This window comes from Actinophytocola sp., from assembly GCF_036378875.1.
GTDB lineage: Bacteria > Actinomycetota > Actinomycetes > Mycobacteriales > Pseudonocardiaceae > Actinophytocola.
Genome location: NZ_DASUVO010000032.1, coordinates 51191 through 67025, shown reverse-complemented (window position 1 = coordinate 67025; position 15835 = coordinate 51191). Strand labels below are relative to the sequence as shown.

General features: G+C 70.6%; 13 protein-coding genes. 5 read left to right on the top strand and 8 right to left on the bottom strand.

Going from position 1 to position 15835, the window contains the following annotated elements:
• Positions 1-71 precede the first annotated feature (71 nt).
• From VF106_RS08850 to VF106_RS08840, 3 genes are read right to left on the bottom strand one after another with little or no spacing between them, the layout of a single operon-like run.
• Positions 72-1103 carry a hypothetical protein gene (locus VF106_RS08850; protein ID WP_330839112.1) on the bottom strand — a complete coding sequence of 344 codons (1032 nt, stop codon included), beginning with the start codon at positions 1101-1103 and terminating at the stop codon, positions 72-74.
• On the bottom strand, positions 1100-4819 hold the full coding sequence (fxsT, locus tag VF106_RS08845; RefSeq protein WP_330839111.1) for an FxSxx-COOH system tetratricopeptide repeat protein: 3720 nt from the start codon (positions 4817-4819) through the stop codon (positions 1100-1102). The genes VF106_RS08850 and fxsT overlap by 4 nt, the downstream gene beginning before the upstream one ends.
• A 46-nt stretch (positions 4820-4865) precedes the next feature.
• Positions 4866-5045: an FxSxx-COOH-like cyclophane-containing RiPP peptide gene (locus tag VF106_RS08840; protein WP_330839110.1), complete on the bottom strand. Its 180-nt coding sequence runs from the start codon at positions 5043-5045 to the stop codon at positions 4866-4868.
• Positions 5046-5217: 172 nt separating this feature from the next.
• Between VF106_RS08840 and VF106_RS08835 the strand changes: the two genes are divergently transcribed.
• The 5 genes from VF106_RS08835 (at position 5218) to VF106_RS08815 (ending at position 9305) form a co-directional block, all read left to right on the top strand.
• Positions 5218-6384: an FxsB family cyclophane-forming radical SAM/SPASM peptide maturase gene (locus VF106_RS08835; protein WP_330839109.1), complete on the top strand. Its 1167-nt coding sequence runs from the start codon at positions 5218-5220 to the stop codon at positions 6382-6384.
• Positions 6381-7640, top strand: coding sequence for an aKG-HExxH-type peptide beta-hydroxylase (locus VF106_RS08830; RefSeq protein WP_330839108.1), 1260 nt, complete (start codon positions 6381-6383; stop codon positions 7638-7640). The genes VF106_RS08835 and VF106_RS08830 overlap by 4 nt, the downstream gene beginning before the upstream one ends.
• A 99-nt stretch (positions 7641-7739) precedes the next feature.
• Positions 7740-8255, top strand: coding sequence for a hypothetical protein (locus VF106_RS08825; protein WP_330839107.1), 516 nt, complete (start codon positions 7740-7742; stop codon positions 8253-8255).
• 96 nt (positions 8256-8351) lie between these two features.
• Positions 8352-8813, top strand: a complete 462-nt coding sequence (locus VF106_RS08820) for a MarR family winged helix-turn-helix transcriptional regulator (protein ID WP_330839106.1) — start codon at positions 8352-8354, stop codon at positions 8811-8813.
• 69 nt (positions 8814-8882) lie between these two features.
• A complete protein-coding gene (locus VF106_RS08815) occupies positions 8883-9305 on the top strand; it encodes a DUF6069 family protein (protein WP_330839105.1) in 423 nt (140 codons plus the stop codon).
• Here the strand turns inward: VF106_RS08815 and VF106_RS08810 are convergent.
• The 5 genes from VF106_RS08810 to VF106_RS08790 are packed head-to-tail and all read right to left on the bottom strand — an operon-like array spanning position 9302 to position 15834.
• Positions 9302-10120, bottom strand: coding sequence for an MBL fold metallo-hydrolase (locus VF106_RS08810; RefSeq protein WP_330839104.1), 819 nt, complete (start codon positions 10118-10120; stop codon positions 9302-9304). The two genes, VF106_RS08815 and VF106_RS08810, sit on opposite strands and share 4 nt — an antisense overlap.
• A gap of 24 nt (positions 10121-10144) precedes the next feature.
• Positions 10145-12058, bottom strand: coding sequence for a glycoside hydrolase family 127 protein (locus tag VF106_RS08805; protein WP_330839103.1), 1914 nt, complete (start codon positions 12056-12058; stop codon positions 10145-10147).
• Positions 12055-14055, bottom strand: coding sequence for a TIM-barrel domain-containing protein (locus VF106_RS08800; RefSeq protein ID WP_330839102.1), 2001 nt, complete (start codon positions 14053-14055; stop codon positions 12055-12057). Before VF106_RS08800 ends, VF106_RS08805 begins: the two co-directional genes overlap by 4 nt.
• Position 14056: 1 nt before the next feature.
• Positions 14057-14875, bottom strand: a complete 819-nt coding sequence (locus VF106_RS08795) for a carbohydrate ABC transporter permease (protein ID WP_330839101.1) — start codon at positions 14873-14875, stop codon at positions 14057-14059.
• On the bottom strand, positions 14872-15834 hold the full coding sequence (locus VF106_RS08790) for a carbohydrate ABC transporter permease (RefSeq protein WP_330839100.1): 963 nt from the start codon (positions 15832-15834) through the stop codon (positions 14872-14874). The genes VF106_RS08795 and VF106_RS08790 overlap by 4 nt, the downstream gene beginning before the upstream one ends.
• Position 15835 lies beyond the last annotated feature (1 nt).

Here is a 15835-nt window from a genome sequence, read left to right as displayed (position 1 = left end):
GTTCGAAATCCGTGGGCACGATTCTAACCGCCGCGACGAATCAGCCGACAGAGCCGGCCGTCCCCATTTTCTCACTCGGTGGGGTGGAACTTTCCGCATTCCGCGGCGAGCTGGGCCATGCGGAGATCCATGTGACGCACGCGTGGCTGGTGCAGCGTCACGCCAACGAGGTACACCCGGCTGGTGACCCGGAAGTAGTACACCGCACCCTGTTCGACGTCGAGGACGACGCGCTTGAGCCGGCCATTCAGCATGTGTGCGCTGACGCGGGCGAGCCGGGTGCGAATCCCGGCGAGTTGTTTGCAGAGTTCCCGGTAATACCGGCGCCGGTACTCCGGCGTGACCGGTCCGGGGAAGTACATGCTCAACGCGGGGTGTTCGAACACGTCGGCGAGGAAAACCGTTTCGTCGTCGACACAGTACGCGACCAGATGCAGTGCGGGTGCGCTGAGCGCGGACAGGCAGGCGTCTTCGATCTCACGTGGGAGACGGCTGCGGCGCCGGTCGACGTGCGGCTCGATCGACCGGGTGTCCTCGGCGGGATCGGCCTCCGACTCCGTCTCGTAGCCGCCCGGGTTCTGGCTCGGCAGGCCGACGTGGTCACGCAGGTTCCTGACCAGTCCGGCGAGTGTGCGGTCGACGCTGTTCGACTCGTCGATGTAGTCGTGGAGGCCGGTGTAGGTCACGGCGACCACGAACTGTGCGCGCACCACGAGATCGCAGACGATCTCCGCGTCGTCGGTCCGCAGCACCGTGCGGATGAGCGTGCCGGTGTGCGCGCGCAGGAGCCGCTCGTTCAGCCGCTCGAACTCGCCGCACAGCTGCCGACCGAGCCTGCGCAGCCCTGGCCGCGCCTCGGTGTGTGTGTCCGGCGGCGCGTGGTCCGCGTCGTCGAACACGTCCAGCGCGAAGTCCAGTACGCGGTCGGTGTAGTACGCCAGGTGATGTAGCCCGACCGTGTCGGCGACCGCCCGCGCGCAGATGCCGAGTAGCGCTCGCTCGCGCGGATCGTCGATGTGCCCGCCGACATGCGCGGTGATGTCCGGTACCCGACTGCCCGCCGCCATCTCGGCCCCCATCACGTGTCTCCGGTCGTCACTCATGGCATCGAGATGTCGAGATCGAGCGTGCGCACGCCAACGCTCCGGTCCCCCGCGCTGATCTGTCGCGCGTTCGTCGAGGCGATGTCGAGGTAGTAGTGGTGGCCTGGCAGGAAGTCGGCGCACGCCCGGCTCGCGCCGGCCGCCGCGGTGCGTGCCTGTTCGTGCCGGCCTGCGGCGGACAGCACGACGGCGTGGTTGACCTGGGCCGCGAGCGTCAGCGGATGACCCGGCCCCAGATGCTCGGTGAGCACCCGCAGGCCCTCGTCGCTCGGTGCGAGTGCCTCCGAGGGCCGGCTGTCGGCCATGAGCGCGACGGCCAGCATCGCGCGGCAGACCGCGGGGTGCGGGTGGGCGTCCGTGATGCCGGGCAGGCGGGACAGCACGTCGAGGCATTCGGTGATGGCGGTGACGGCGTGGCCGGCCGCCCCGGTCGCCCGGTGCGCGTTGGCGTAGCTGAGCTTGCACGCGACGACCTGGAGGTGCTCGTCACCGAACAGGTCCCGCAACGCGACGAGTGCCTCTCCGTTGCGGCCCCTGGCCATCGTGGTGTCGCGGTGCGGGTCGAGGCGCTCGCTGATCGACCGCAGCCACGTCACCAGCGGGCTCGCCTGCGACGGCGGCGGTTTCATGGCCGACGCCAGCTCGTGTGCTCGGGTGAAGGTGGCGACGGAACGGTCGAAAAGTCCCATGGCCCGCTGGTACACCCCGAGGTTCGCGAGCGCCTGCCAGTTGTGCGGGTCGTCGGGACCGAACAGCCGGTCGCGCCGCGCGCAGTGCGCCTCGCCCTCCGCGAGGGCGGTGGCGATGTCACCCGCGTGGAAACGGGACACGGCAAGGTTGTTCTCCGCGAGGAGCGTCTGCGGGTGGTCCTCACCGAAGGCCGCGCGTAGCCCGTCGAGGGTGACGATGTCCTCGTCCATCGCGTCCTCGAGCCGGCCGAGCGCACGCAGGTCCGCGCCGAGCCCACGCGCGGTCAGCAGGGACCGGTAGTGGGCGCGGCCCTGGTGCCTGCGCTGCATGTCCAGTGCCGCGCTGTCCAGCCGCAGCGCCATGTCGTACTGGCCGAGCGCGCGGTACAGGTTGGCGAGCTGGCCCGCGAGCATGCACACGTACGGGTCGGTTTTGGTGTGTGCGGCCAGCCACCGGTCGTAGAGCTGTCGGGCGGGCGCGAGCGCGACCTCCCAGACGTCGGGCTCGAACGTGCGGTACAGGTACCTGGTCTGGTTGACCAGCCAGTGGCGGACGTCGGTGTCGGCGCTGTCCTGCGCGCCGGTCGACATGACGTGCCGGTTCAGCTCGGCGTACCGGCCCATCGTGGTCGGCTGGTCCTCCTCCTGCTCGGTCGGCGCGTAGTTGGCGAGGGCACGCAGGACGTGCTCGCGCAGGATCGGGGCGAACGCCGCCGGCAGCTGGTCCTGGAGCGCCCTGCGGACCACGCGATGCACGATCAGCGTCCGCGTGCGGCCCCAGTCGACCCGGAACAGGCCGATGCGGGCGCCTGCCGCGATGAGCACGTCGATCTCGGCGGCGTCGACGGCGAGCGGCACGGCGTCGCGGCCGCCCACCCTGATCAGCTCCCGCCGGACCGCCTTGGAACGCAACAGCCCGAGGCTCACGCCCTCGGGCGACAGCAGCGCGCAGAACTGCGCCAGGAGGAGCGTGAGCCGTCCGCTCTCGCTCACGGTCAGGCTCTCGGACATGACCGCGAGCACCCTGGCCACCGCGTTCGGCCCGGCCGACGGGCTGCCGAGCCGCGCGACGAACGTGTCGACCACCGTGCGCGTCTCGGCCGTGGCGAGCTGCGGGTTCACCTCGTCGGTGCGGATCACCTCGGTGAGCCAGGCCGCCGACAGCTCCATGGCGAGCGGGCTGTACCCGACCGCCGCGGCGAGGTCGTGGAGCTTGCCGGTGTCGGTGAGCTGTGGCAGGCGCCCGGCGAGGAGCGCCGCGTTGTCCCGCTCGGGCAACGGGGACACGACGAAGTCACCGGCGTCCTCACCGGTGGCCGTGGTGATGAGCACGTGGCAGCGGCCGGGCGGCGGGAGCAGGTCGGCGTACGCCTCGGGGAGGTCGCCGTCGTCGAAGACCAGCAGCCACCGCTTCCCGACGAGGTCAGAGCCGAGCAGCGCGAGCGGTCCAGGGACGTCCTCGTCGGTGACCTCGCGCAGCGCGCGGCCGAGCGCGACGATGCTGGCGAGCACGGACACCCGGTCGTGCGCGGAGATCCACCACACGACGGCGTACGCGTTGGCGTAGCGGCAGGCGTACTCGCGGGCCAGCGCGGTCTTGCCGACGCCCGGTGCGCCGGTCAGCCGAACCGGGGCGCCGTCGCCGTACAGCAGCCGGTCGCGCAGCCGCTCTAGCTCGTCCGCACGCCCCACGTGGGCGTTGTGGGCCGGCGGGATGTGGAGGATGTCCGGCGCCTCGGCCGGGTGCCGCACGGCGAGGGGCGGCGCGTCGTCCGCGGCCGCCGGCCTGAGCCCGAAGTACCCGTGGAGCCTGGCGGCCGCCACCACCGGGTCGAGCCCGGCGAGCCGCAGCGTCGCCATGCCCGGCAGGGACGGCACCGCGTCGTCGACGATCACCTGGGTGGCGGTCGCGGCGCGTGCCGCGGCCGCCTGGAACTCGGCGGTCGCCTCGGCCTCGTCGCTGCCGACCACCACCAGTTCCGGTGCCGGTGACTCGTCCAGCCACGCCGCGTTGGTGCGAAGCGTGCCGACCTCGGCGCCCGCGGCCCGCAGGTGTGCGGTGATCCAGTCCGCCCACAGGCGGTCGGCCGGGGTGTTGGCGACGAGGAACCGCGGCGGTGAGCCCGCGTCGGCGAACCCGGTGGCCCGCCGGTAGCGCGCGAAGACGGCCGCCGGCAGCTCGCCGAGCCCCGTCACCGCGTCGAACGTGACCGCGGCCGCGAGCGCGGCGTAGGCGGGCACGACGTCCGGCACGTCCAGGAACAGGGCGAGCACCGGGGTCGACGGGGCGATGTCGGGCACCGACAGAACCCCGCCGGGCCGCGGGTTGTCCGCCAGCAGTTCGGCGAAGTGCGTGTCCGCGTCCTCGCCGGGGCCTGCGGACAGACGCAACGGGACGACCTGGATGCCGCCCGGCGCGCGTCGGTGGAGCGACCGGCCGATGCGGTCCGCCTGGCGCAGCGTCGCGACCCGGTGGGAGAAGCACACGACGGCGGCGTCGCACATCGTGGCGACCGAGTTGAAGATCGCCTTGGTCTCCTCGTCGGACTGCTCGCGCAGCGACGGCGCGTTGATCAGCACGTAGTCGTACGGCGAGTGGACGAACGAGTCGCGCAGGCGGTCGGCGTCGCCCCGGCGGGCCGCGGCCAGCCACCGCCGCGGTTCGAGCTCGGACCGCTCGAGCGTGAGCACGTCGATCATGCCCTGCCCGGCCGGCAGCGTGAACCGGTCGAGAGTGGAGTCCCTCGGCGAGGTCCAGCTGAAGGTGATGGCGTACTCGCGTTCCAGTTTCGCGCCGGCCAGCTCGCGCAACGCGCCCTGTTCCGCCGCGAACGGGGCGAGGTACTCGGCCACCCGGTAAACCGCTTCCGGCAGGTCGAGAACCAGGACGGACCGGTCGTTGCTGGCCAGCAGGCAGGCCAGGTTCGCAATCGCGCCTGCCCGGTCGACCGCGTCGTCCGCGGACACGAACGCCACGAGTATCGCCTGCCGCCTCGGCTCCACCGCCGCACTTTGTTGACTGGTCATCACTACTCAGGTTGCCATCGGTCGGCGGAGGATTACAGGCGTGGGCTTAAAGGGCGTTCTGGAACATGGAGAACAGGCGTGCCTCGGAATCCGGCGCGAGCAACGCGCGGCGGAGCGTCTCGCGTAACACGTTGTCGGGCAAGGCCGCGACCTGGTCCAGCGACAGGGCGGTGACGTCGACGAGATCGGAGACAAGATCGGACTCGATTTCCGGAACATGGTCCACCTAGCCGCCTCCGGCAGATTATCGTCACTCCTCGTGGCGAAGCAGGTCGGTATCATATCAACACAGACGCGGTGCGGACCTTCGCCAGGACCGCGGGTGGTGTTTCTTGTCATCAATTTGTCCATCCGCTGACGGCCCACGCGCGCCATGGTTTGTTCGGGGAGGTGCGATCATGGGCCCAGCCCGCGATGAGACTTTGCAGCCGTTGCGACAGTTCGTGCTGAAGATCCACAGTCGGTGCAATTTGTCCTGCGATTATTGTTATGTGTACACAATGGCGGACCAGGGTTGGCGTACCCGCCCGCGCGTGCTTTCCCGGGAACTGCGCGAACAGGCGGCCGCGCGAATCGCCGAACACGCGCACCGCCACGACCTGCCCGAGGTGCGGATCGTGCTCCACGGCGGCGAACCGCTGCTGGCCGGCACGGCAGCCATCGCCGACTGCGTCCACACCCTCCGTGCCGCGCTCGGCGACCGCACGCACGCGCTGATCACGGTGCAGACCAACGGAACCCTGCTCACGGAGCGCCGCGTGCGGCCACTCGCGGACCTGGGCGTCCGCTTCAGCGTGAGTTTCGACGGCGTCCCCACGAGCCTGGACCGCCGCCGCGACCATCGCGGGCGCGGCAGTCACGATCTTGTCCTCGCCGGGCTGCGTACCCTGCGGGAACCCCGTCTGCGCGACCACTTCGCCGGCATCCTCGCCACGATCGACCTCGCGGCCGACCCGGTCGAGACGTACGAGGCGCTGGTCGCGCAGGCGCCGCCGACGGTGGATTTCCTTCTGCCGCACGGGAACTGGACCACGCCGCCGCCCGGCCGCGTGCCAGGCCGCCCGGCCACCCCGTACGGCGACTGGCTGGTCGCGGTGTTCGACCGCTGGTACCACGCACCGGCGCGGGAGACCTCGGTTCGCATGTTCGACGAGATCATCCGCGGGGTGTTCGGCGGCACGCCGGAGGTGGAAGGGCTCGGGCTCGCGGCGCCCGCCATGGCCGTCGTGGAGACCGACGGCGCGATCGAGCTGTCCGACACGCTCCGCTCGACCTACCCCGGCGCGGCCAGCACGGGCCTGGACGTGTGGCGGCATTCGTTCGACGCGGCGCTGCGGCTGCCCGCGATGCGTGCGCAACGCCTTGGCGCGCGGGGACTTCCGGCGGCCTGCCGCGGCTGCGGGGTGCGCAGGGTGTGCGGCGGCGGGCTGCGTGCGCACCGCTACCGGGCCGGCGCGGGCTTCGACAACCCGTCGGTGTTCTGCCCCGATCTCCTGCGGTTGATCCGGCACATCCGGGACGTGCTGGCACACGACGTCGCCGCGATGCTCGGGCCGGCCCGATGACCGACGTGTCACGGCTTCGGTTGTCCGCGCAGGAGTTCGCCGAGCTGGCCTCGGGTGGCGGCGACGCGGCGGTCGTCGAGCGGCTGCGTGTCGCGAACCGCAGCAGAACGTTGCTGGCCATCGCGTTCCTCGCCACCGAGACCGCGCACGCGAGCCACCCGGACACGGACGTCGTCGAGCGGGCCTACCGGGTGCTGACCGAGGCACGCGAACACGACCAGGACGCGGTGTGGCACGTGGTCGACGAGCCGGAGGTGACGCTGTGGGCGGTCGGCGCGGCGCGGGAGCTGGTGCACGGCGGCACCCGGTTCCCGCCCGCGCTGCTGGCGAACGTCGCCGCGGCCGCGGCCGTGCGTGCCGGTGTCGACGCCGACCTGCCCGCGCCGGACTCGTCGCGGTTGCCGCTGCCGTCGCTGGGCACCGTGACGACCGGTGGTCTCCAGATCCGCGTTCGGCCCGACGGCGTCCATGTCGGCGCGGTCCGGCTACCGGCGGACTTCCGGACGCCGGCGCCGGGTTGGGCACCGCTCGCGACCGCGCGACTTGGCACCAGGACCGTGACGTTCGACCGGTGGCTGCTCACCGCGCCTCCGGCACCGTTCGACACCGACGTGCTGACCTCGACGGACGCGGACGCGTGGAGCCGCGTGCTGTCCGGTGCCGTCGACCTGCTCGGCAAGCACGGCGTGGCCGACTCGATCGTCGCGGCGGTCCGCACGATCACCCCACTGCGCCAGTCGGGCACCGTGCCAGCGAGCGCGACGCTGTCCGACGCGTTCGGGTCCGTGCTGATGTCGCTGCCGCCGGACGCCCGCTCGGCCGCGCTGGCGCTGGTGCACGAGGTCCAGCACGCCAAGCTCACCGTCGTGCTGGACCTGTTCCCACTGCTGGAAACCAGTTCGGCGCAGCGGTTCTACGCCCCGTGGCGCACGGACCCGAGGCCGCTGCTCGGCCTGCTGCACGGCGCGTACGCGTACGTCGGCGTGGTCGGCTTCTGGCGGCGCCAACGCATGCTCGACACCGAGGCGGCCGACGTGCACGAGGCGGAGGTCGAGTTCGCCCGCTGGCTGACCGCCACCGAGGAAACCGTCGCGATGCTCGTCGAGCGCCCCGAGCTGACCGACCAGGGCCGCGCTCTCGTCGCCGGCATGGCCGCGACCCTCACCGGGTGGGCCGATGAACCCGTCTCCCCCACGGCCCGCGCCGAGGCTGAACGACTGCGCCTGGCACACCGCACCCGCTGGCAGAGGGCTTGATCCACATCGCCGTAGGCCGCCATGCTGGTCACAGGCACCAAGCGGTTTCCATGCCTTCAGCGGGAGGGGTCCCCGGCACCACGGTCTAGCCTCACTCGCGTGAGTGAGGCTGAACTGGGTCCCGTACGGGGGACGTATCCGACCGACAATCGGCGCCGCGGCTGGATCGCGACGATCCTGCTCCTGGTCGGCGTGCCCGTCACCGCTCTCGCTGTGGTGTTCTGGGTGGCTGTCGAGGACATGAGCGGGAAGACCCCGCAGACCGGCGGTGATCCGCTGCTGTTGCCGAGCGCCGTGGTCGGGCTCGGCGTTGGCCTGCTGCTCATGGGTGTCTGGACGGGCATCTGGTACCTCACCCACCGCGGCGAGGTCTTCGAGCTGCGCGACAACGGTGTGCGGTATTCGCGATCCGGCCGCGCGCAGAGCATCACGTGGGCGGACATCGACCGCGTTTCGATCAGGCCTGGCAAGGACACCGCCCTCGCCCGATGGGTCGGCGGCGACGTCAACTGCACCATCCACCTCGCCGGAGGCGGGAAGGTCACCATCACCGGCCTCACCGAGGGCGCCGGGGAACTCGTCGAGCACGTCGAGACCGCGACCGCGCGACCCTGACCTCAGGGATCGTTCCCGCTGGAGGTGCCAAGCAGGGACCTTCGGCCCACGGTGCACCTGGCGAGGGCCGGTCGTGCCTCGCCGTATCGTTGGCTGGTGGATGGGACCCGATGGTTGACCGAGCGTGAGCAGCAGGTGTGGCGACGGTTCGTGGGCGTGCTCACCTGGGTGCCCACCGAGCTGGAGGCACAGCTGCAACGCGACGCCGACCTGACCCACTTCGGCTACTGGGTGCTGGCCATGCTGTCCGAGAGGCCGGGGCGGGCAGTGCGCATGAGCGACCTGGCGGCCATGGTGGACAGTTCGCAGTCACGGCTGTCGCACGTCGTCGGCAAGCTCGAGCGACAGGGCTGGGTGCGCCGGGAACGCGCCACAGAGGACGGACGCGGCAACGTCGCCGTGCTCACCGACGTCGGCCTCGACAAGCTGCGGGCCAGCGCCCCTGGACACGTGGCGGCCGTGCGCGCCTTGGTGTTCGACGTGCTCACGCCGGCGCAGCTCGAGGCCCTCGACGGCATCTGCGACGCGATCCTGACGAAGGTCCGCGCCACCCACTAGAGCTTGAACCTTCAAGTACCTTCGCCTACGGTGACTTGTACTTGAAGCTTCAAGCAGAAGGAGACCATGGTGAGCGCCAAAGCCGTCACCCGTCCCACCGTCCTCTGGATCGCAGGCGGGGTGGCGGTTGCCGCCGTCGCGGCCGTCGCGGCCAACGCGCTGATCTCGCTCCTGGCCCAGGCAGTCGGGGCGTCGGACCAGTTCCAGCCGTTGCAGCCGAGCGCCTACGTGTTCCTGACGGTGGTCGGCGTACTGGCTGGCGCCGCGGGCTGGGCCGCGGTGCGCCGGTGGTCACGCCGTCCCGCGGCGGTGCTGCGCACGCTGGTGCCGGTCGTGGTCGCCGTCTCGCTGCTGCCCGACCTCGCCCTGCTGTTCACCGACGCGCAGCCGAACACCAGCGTCCTGGCCGTGATCGCACTGATGCTGATGCACGTGGCGACCGCGGCCGTCGCGGTGCCGATCTTCGCGCGGGTGCTGCCGCTCGACAGTTAGGCGCCGTCGTCAAGCGCGAAACGCAGGTACCGTTCCGCGGAACGACGCACCGCGCCCGCGCCGTCGGTGGTGACCACCCGTCCCCAGAACGCGCCGTAGATGCGTTCGAAGGCGAACGGCTCGATCACACTGAGCGCGCGGCGGATGGTGCGCGGTCGCTCCGGGATGAAGTTGGGCACGCTGTACATGAAGCTGACCCATCGCCGGTCCATCACGACCATGAAGATGTCGCCACTGAACAGCGCGCCTCGCCCCTCGGGGTCGTCACTCCAGTGCAGCACGGTGCCACCGGCGAAATGCGTGCCCGCGTTGATCAGCGTCAGGCCAGACGCGATCTGCTGGGTGTCGCCCGTCCAGTACCTGATCAACGGGTCGGGCCTGGCGACCCAGTCACGGTCGGCGGCGTGGACGTACACCGGGGCGTCGAACCGGCGGCCCCACTCGGTCATCACGCCGTAGAAGTGCGGATGACTGACGGCGACCGCGCTGACCCCGCCCAGCTTCTCGATCTCGGCGACAAGTTCGTCGTCGAGGTAGCCGAAGCAGTCCCACAGCACGTTGCCCGACGGTGAGCGGATCAGAAGCGCACGCTGGCCGACGCCCACCGACGGCACCGCACCGACCCCGAACACGCCGGGGCCCTCCTCGTCGATCCGACCCCGATGGCCACCGGCACTCAACTCGGACAGCGTGGTCCACTGCTGGCCTTCCCAACCGACGTACTGCCGCTCGTCCAGACAAATAGGACAGTCGGCACGCGGTGCCCCGTATTGCAGACCGCAGGTGCGGCAGATCGGAAGGTCGTTGCCAGTCATGACTTCGACCCTACCCGGCGTTGATCAAGGTAGGTCTGGCTCGGCATGAACCGGCAGCCACACGCGCATCGCCGCCGGGCCGCGTTCCGCCCAGCGGTGGTACGGGATCAGTGGCAGTTCGGTCGACGCCAGGCCACGGGTGCCAGCCGAGGCAGGGGCATACGGCCATGGCTCAGCCGGCGCGGGGTCGGTCATGGCGTGCACCGTCACCGTGCCGTCCCGTTCGGACGGTGAGACGCGGGCGTCGACCCGTACGTCGTCGAGCGTGGCTCCCGGGGGTAGGTCGAGCGACTCCGCGCACAGGACCAGCGGTCCGCGTTCGACCGCGACGCAGCCACGGACCGCGTCGATGCGGTGGTCGGGCCACGTGAACCTCGGCGTCATCGGCAGCGTCAGCTCGATCGTCTCGCCGGTCACCAGTTCCCGGTCGATCACCGCGAACCCCGGCGTCACGGTCGAACAGCGGCCGCCCTCGGCCAGCTCCGCGCCGGTCGCCCACGGCGGCACCCGCAGCCGCAGGGTGACCGGGCCGGACGGCGCCCGGGTGATCCGCACCGACACGTGCCCGTTGTCGGGATATGCCGTCGTCACCTCGATGGCGAGGCCGCCCGGGGCCTCGATGTGTGCGCTCGCGTACTGCAGGAGCGTCAGCTCCCGCTCCCCCACCGTCGCGACGTGGGTGTGCCATGCGGCGAGGGTGCGGGCGACGTTGGTCGGGCAGCACGACACGTCGAACCACGCCGCCCTGACGCCGCCTTCCGCGCGTGGGTTCACCTCGCTGTCGTCGGCGACCGCGCCGGCGGTTCGCTGGTGCAGCGGGTTCGCGTAGAAGAACGCGCGGCCGTCCGCGCGCGGCGACGCGGCCAGGACGTTGAAGAACGTGCGCTCCATCAGGTCCGCGTACCGCACGTCGCCCGTCGCGAGGAACAGCCGCCACGACACCATGACCGACGCGATACCCGCGCACGTCTCGCAGTAGGCGCGGTCCGGCGGCAGCTCCCAGTCCTCGCCGAACCCCTCGTCCTGGTGCCGCGACCCCATCCCGCCGGTCAGGTAGGTGCGCCGCGCCACCGCGTTCGTCCACTGCCGCTCGACCGCGGCCAGCAGCTCCGGGTCGTCGCGTTCGACCGCCACGTCCACGGCCGCGGCCGTCAGGTACAGCGCGCGCACCGCGTGACCCCGCCACGTCGACGCCTCCCGGATCGGCGTGTCGTCCTGGAAGTACGCGCGGCCGAGCGAGATGTCCCGCAGCGTGCCGTGCCCCCGCCGGTCGAGGAACAGCCGCGCCTGCTCCAGGTACCGGTCCTCGCCGAGCGCGCGGCCGAACTCCGCGAGCCCCACCTCGATCTCGGGATGTCCGCAGATTCCCTGGTTCCCGTCCGGCCCGAACGTGGCGCACACGTGGTCCGCCGCGCACTGGGCGATCGCCACCAACTCGTCGGCGCCGGTCGTGCGGAGCCGCGCGACCGCCGCCTGCAACAGATGACCCACGCAGTACAGCTCGTGGCCCATCTCGAGATCGCTGTACCGCGGCGGCTGGTCCGCGTGGCCGAAGGCCGTGTTGAGGTAGCCGTCGACGTCCTGTGCCCGGCCGATCCGTGCGGTCAGCCGGCGTACGGCCTCGTCGGCGGCCGGGTCACCGGAACGGCCGTGTTCCCACGCGTACGCCTCGACCAGCTTGTAGACCTCGGAGTCCGAAAAGGACCAGCCGGGGCGGTCGGGTCCCGTCGTCCCGTCGGCGACGCGATCGAAGTTGGCGAGCCAGCCGAGCTTCTCCATCCACTCCTCGCAGTGCCGCAGCGTCGCGGCGGCGTTGGCGTCCTGCAGCCGTGCCCAGAACCCGCCGGTGAGCACGACATCGGTGAGTCCGAGCGGGCGTTGCCGCCCCCGGCTCGGCATGACCGGGCTCCCCAGAGTCCTGATGTCCTCGACCGTCACGCGTTCTCCCCCATCGGTACGTCGGCGCCCGCGCGGACGAACACGGGGATCCGCTCGATCGGTGCGGCCACGACCACCGTCGTGGCGCCCACGTGCTCGACGCCGGTCGCGGTGTCCACCCAGGAACCCGGCGGCAGGTACACCTCTCGCTCCCGCACGCCGGGTTCGGTGATCGGCGCGACGAGCACGTCCGGGCCGAACAGGAACTCGTCGTCGACCGTCCACGATGGACCATCAGCGGGGAAGTCCACGAAGAGCGGGCGCATCGGCGGCAGGCCGGTCCGCGCGGCCACCCGCATCTGCTCGTGGATGTAGGGCCGCAGCCGTTCCCGGAGCCGCAGCAGGCCGGCGATGATCTCGGACGCCTCCTCACCGAAGGACCAGACCTCGTTGGGCCCGCCGGTCTGCGCGTACGACGTGGGCGTGCGGGGCTCGCGGTCGCCGTGCAGCCGGAACAGCGGGCAGAAAACGCCGAACTGGAACCAGCGCACCATCAGCTCCCGGTACGCCGGGTCGCGTGCGTCGCCACCGTGGAAGCCACCGATGTCCGTTGTCCACCAAGGGATCCCGGAGATCGCGATGTTCAACCCGGCGCGGACCTGTTGGCGCAGCGAGGTCCAGGTCGCCGGGATGTCACCCGACCACACCGCCGCGCCGTAACGTTGCGCGCCCGCCCACGCCGACCGGCACAACAGCACCGTCGGCTCCTGACCCGCCGCCGCCATGCCCTCGGCGAACAACCGGGCGTTGTCCCTCGGGTACACGCACGCGACCTCGGCGCCCGGCCCGGCGTACAGGGTGAGGTTGCCGGGGTGGGCCGGGTTCAACTCCGGCTCGGACGCGTCGAGCCAGAACACGCGGATGCCGAGATCGAGGTAGTTGCGCCGCACGAGATCCCACACGTACTCGCGCGTGCGCGGGTTGGTCGGGTCGTAGAACGCGACGGGCATCGGCGCGGTCATGCCCTTGTCCTGAATGGTCTGGTGGAACTCCACGCCCTGGTCGCTGCCGACGAGCAGGCCACGGTCGCGGTAGTCGGCGAAGTGCGCCGACAGCGGGGACACGGTCGGCCAGATCGACACCATCAGCTCGACACCCATGTCGGCCAGCTCGGCGACCATCGCGCGGGGATCCGGCCACTCGGCGGGGTCGAACCGGTAGTCGCCCATGGCAGACCAGTGGAAGTAGTCGGCGACGATCACCGACAGCGGCAGCCCGCGGCGCCGGTGCTCCCGTGCGACCGCCAGCAACTCCTCCTGGTCGCGGTAGCGCAGCTTGGACTGCCAGAAGCCGCTCGCCCACGCCGGCAGCTCCGGCACGTGCCCGGTCGCGTCGGCATAGCGGGCGAGGATCTCCGCCGGTGTGCCCGCGGTGATCCAGTAGTCGATCTCCCGTGCCTGCCCGGCGAACCAGCGGGTCGCGTTGTCCGCGAACTCCACCCGCCCGACCGCCGGGACGTTCCACAGCAGACCGTAGCCGCGGTTCGACAGTACAAACGGGATCGACACCTCGCCGTTGCGCTGCACCAGATCCAGCGCGAGACCCTTGAGGTCGAGCCGGCCGTGCGTGCGTTGCCCCAACCCGTACAGCTTCTCCCCGTCGTAGGCACCGAACTGCTGGTGGACCTCGTACGCGCCGGACCGGTTGCCGGCGAACACCCGCGCACCGGGCAGCCAGAAGTGTTCACGCTGCTCGGCGAGCAGTTCCTCGCCCGTGCTGGTGCGGGTGAACGTCAACAACGGTTCGGGGTAGGCGGCGGCCCGGTTCAGGTCGACGGTCACAGTCAGCTCGCCGTGGACGAGCGTGGCCTGGCCGTCGCCGACCTTCACGACGGGCGGCTCCCACGCGGGCCGCTCGTCGAGCGCGCCGTGGCTCTCGGCCGGGATCCGGTAAGGCGCCGCTCGCACCCGAACGCTGTCGGCGCCCCACGCCTCGATGGTCAGCACCTCGTGGCGGTGCCGGACCTCGAGGCCGGCGTCCAGCAGTTGGAAGTCCATGTCAGTCCTTAATGGCGCCAGCGGTGACGCCGCCCGCGACATAGCGTTGCGCCACGACGAGAAGCACCGCGGCCGGCACCGACGCGACGGCGGCGGTCGCCATGATCGAGTTCCATTCGGTGGTGTTGTTGCCGATGTAGGCGTAAATGCCGAGGGTGACGGGCACCGCGTCACCGTTGCGGTCCAGGGTGGACGCGAACACGAAGTCCGACCACGCCCACAGGAACGCGAACAGCGACACGGTCAGCACGGCGTTGCGGCTCACCGGGAGCACGACGGAGATGAACGTACGCCACGTGGTGGCACCGTCGATCTTCGCCGCCTGGACCAGCTCCTCCGGAATGCCGGACATGAACGCGCGGAACACGAGCACACCGAACGGCACGGCGATCGTCGAGTCGGCGACGATCAGGCCCCACACGGAGTTGAGCCAGCCGAGCCGAACGTAGATGGCGTAGAACCCGATGGCCATCACGACGCTCGGGATCATCTGCGCCACCAGCAGCAGGAAGTTCAGCGTGCCGCCGCCACGGGGCCGCAGCTTGGCGAGCGCGTATCCAGCCGGCGCGGAGATCACCAGGGTCAGCGCCACACAGCCCAGCCCGATCAGCAGGCTCGTGCCGAGCGCGGGCAGCTGGTCGTTGAGCACGTTCACATAGCCGTCGAACGTCGGATTCCACGGGAAGACGTGCGGTGGATTCGCCCGCAGGTCCTTGGTCTGCGTGAGTGAGACGTTCACGATCCAGTACACCGGGAAGAGCATGAGGGCCACGAAAACCAGTCCCAAGACGGTCTTCCACCAGGTCCGTCGTCCGGTCATGACTGCTCCTGCCGGCGTTGCAGGTACAGGTACAACCCACCGAACGCGAGCGCGATCACGATGAGCAGGTTGCCGATCGTGGCGGCCGGAGAGAAGTCGGGCTGACCGGTGCCGAACGCCTCGCGGTAGGACCACACGGCGAGCGTCGTCGACGCGTCACCTGGCCCGCCGGTCGTCATGATCCACACGACGTCCACGACCTTCAACGTGTAGATGAACCCGAGCAGCAACGTGATCGCAGAGACGGGGCGCAGCATGGGGACGGTGACGCGCCAGAACTGCTGCCACGCGCCTGCCCCGTCGATGGCCGCGGCCTCGTACAGGTTGTCCGGGATGTTGCGTAGTCCTGAGTAGAGGATCACGAGGTTGAACGGGACGCCGAGCCAGATGTTGGCGATGATCACCGAGGTGAGCGCCCAGTCCGGTGAGGTCAACCAGTTGATCTGGCCGATACCGAACGCCTCGAGCACCGAGTTCACGATGCCGTGGTCGCTGTTGAGCAGCCACGACCACGTCGAGCCCGACACGATCAGCGGCAGCAGCCACGGCACCAGGAACAGCGCGCGCAGCAGCCCGGACAGCCGGAAGTGGTTGCGGAAGAACACCGCGAGCCCGAGCCCGATGGCGTACTGCGCCGCGATCGAGATGAACGTGAACAACGCGGTGTTCCACAGCGCCGGGAGGAACTCGTCCGAGCCGATGATGTCGGCGTAGTTGGCGAGACCGACGAACTCGGCGTTGCCGAGCACGAACGCGCGTGCCGTGTAGTCGTGCAGGCTCAGCTCGATGTTCCGGTACAGCGGGTACGCGTAGAAGATCAGCAGGTACGCGATCAACGGCGCGAGGAACGCCAGCGCCGCCCACTGTGTCGGACGCGGACGCCGGACCCGCCGTGTCGGTACGGGCGACGGGGTCTCCGCCGCCCGCACCGACGCGACCCGTTCGGTGGCCACAGCCATG

What these genes read in the sequence shown, in the direction of transcription:
- VF106_RS08850 (WP_330839112.1), bottom strand. Translation starts at nt 1,103, where the DNA reads ATGAGTGACGACCGGAGACACGTGATGGGGGCCGAGATGGCGGCGGGC.
- fxsT (WP_330839111.1), bottom strand. Translation starts at nt 4,819, where the DNA reads ATGACCAGTCAACAAAGTGCGGCGGTGGAGCCGAGGCGGCAGGCGATA.
- VF106_RS08835 (WP_330839109.1), top strand. Translation starts at nt 5,218, where the DNA reads ATGGGCCCAGCCCGCGATGAGACTTTGCAGCCGTTGCGACAGTTCGTG.
- VF106_RS08830 (WP_330839108.1), top strand. Translation starts at nt 6,381, where the DNA reads ATGACCGACGTGTCACGGCTTCGGTTGTCCGCGCAGGAGTTCGCCGAG.
- VF106_RS08810 (WP_330839104.1), bottom strand. Translation starts at nt 10,120, where the DNA reads ATGACTGGCAACGACCTTCCGATCTGCCGCACCTGCGGTCTGCAATAC.
- VF106_RS08800 (WP_330839102.1), bottom strand. Translation starts at nt 14,055, where the DNA reads ATGGACTTCCAACTGCTGGACGCCGGCCTCGAGGTCCGGCACCGCCAC.
- VF106_RS08795 (WP_330839101.1), bottom strand. Translation starts at nt 14,875, where the DNA reads ATGACCGGACGACGGACCTGGTGGAAGACCGTCTTGGGACTGGTTTTC.
- VF106_RS08790 (WP_330839100.1), bottom strand. Translation starts at nt 15,834, where the DNA reads ATGGCTGTGGCCACCGAACGGGTCGCGTCGGTGCGGGCGGCGGAGACC.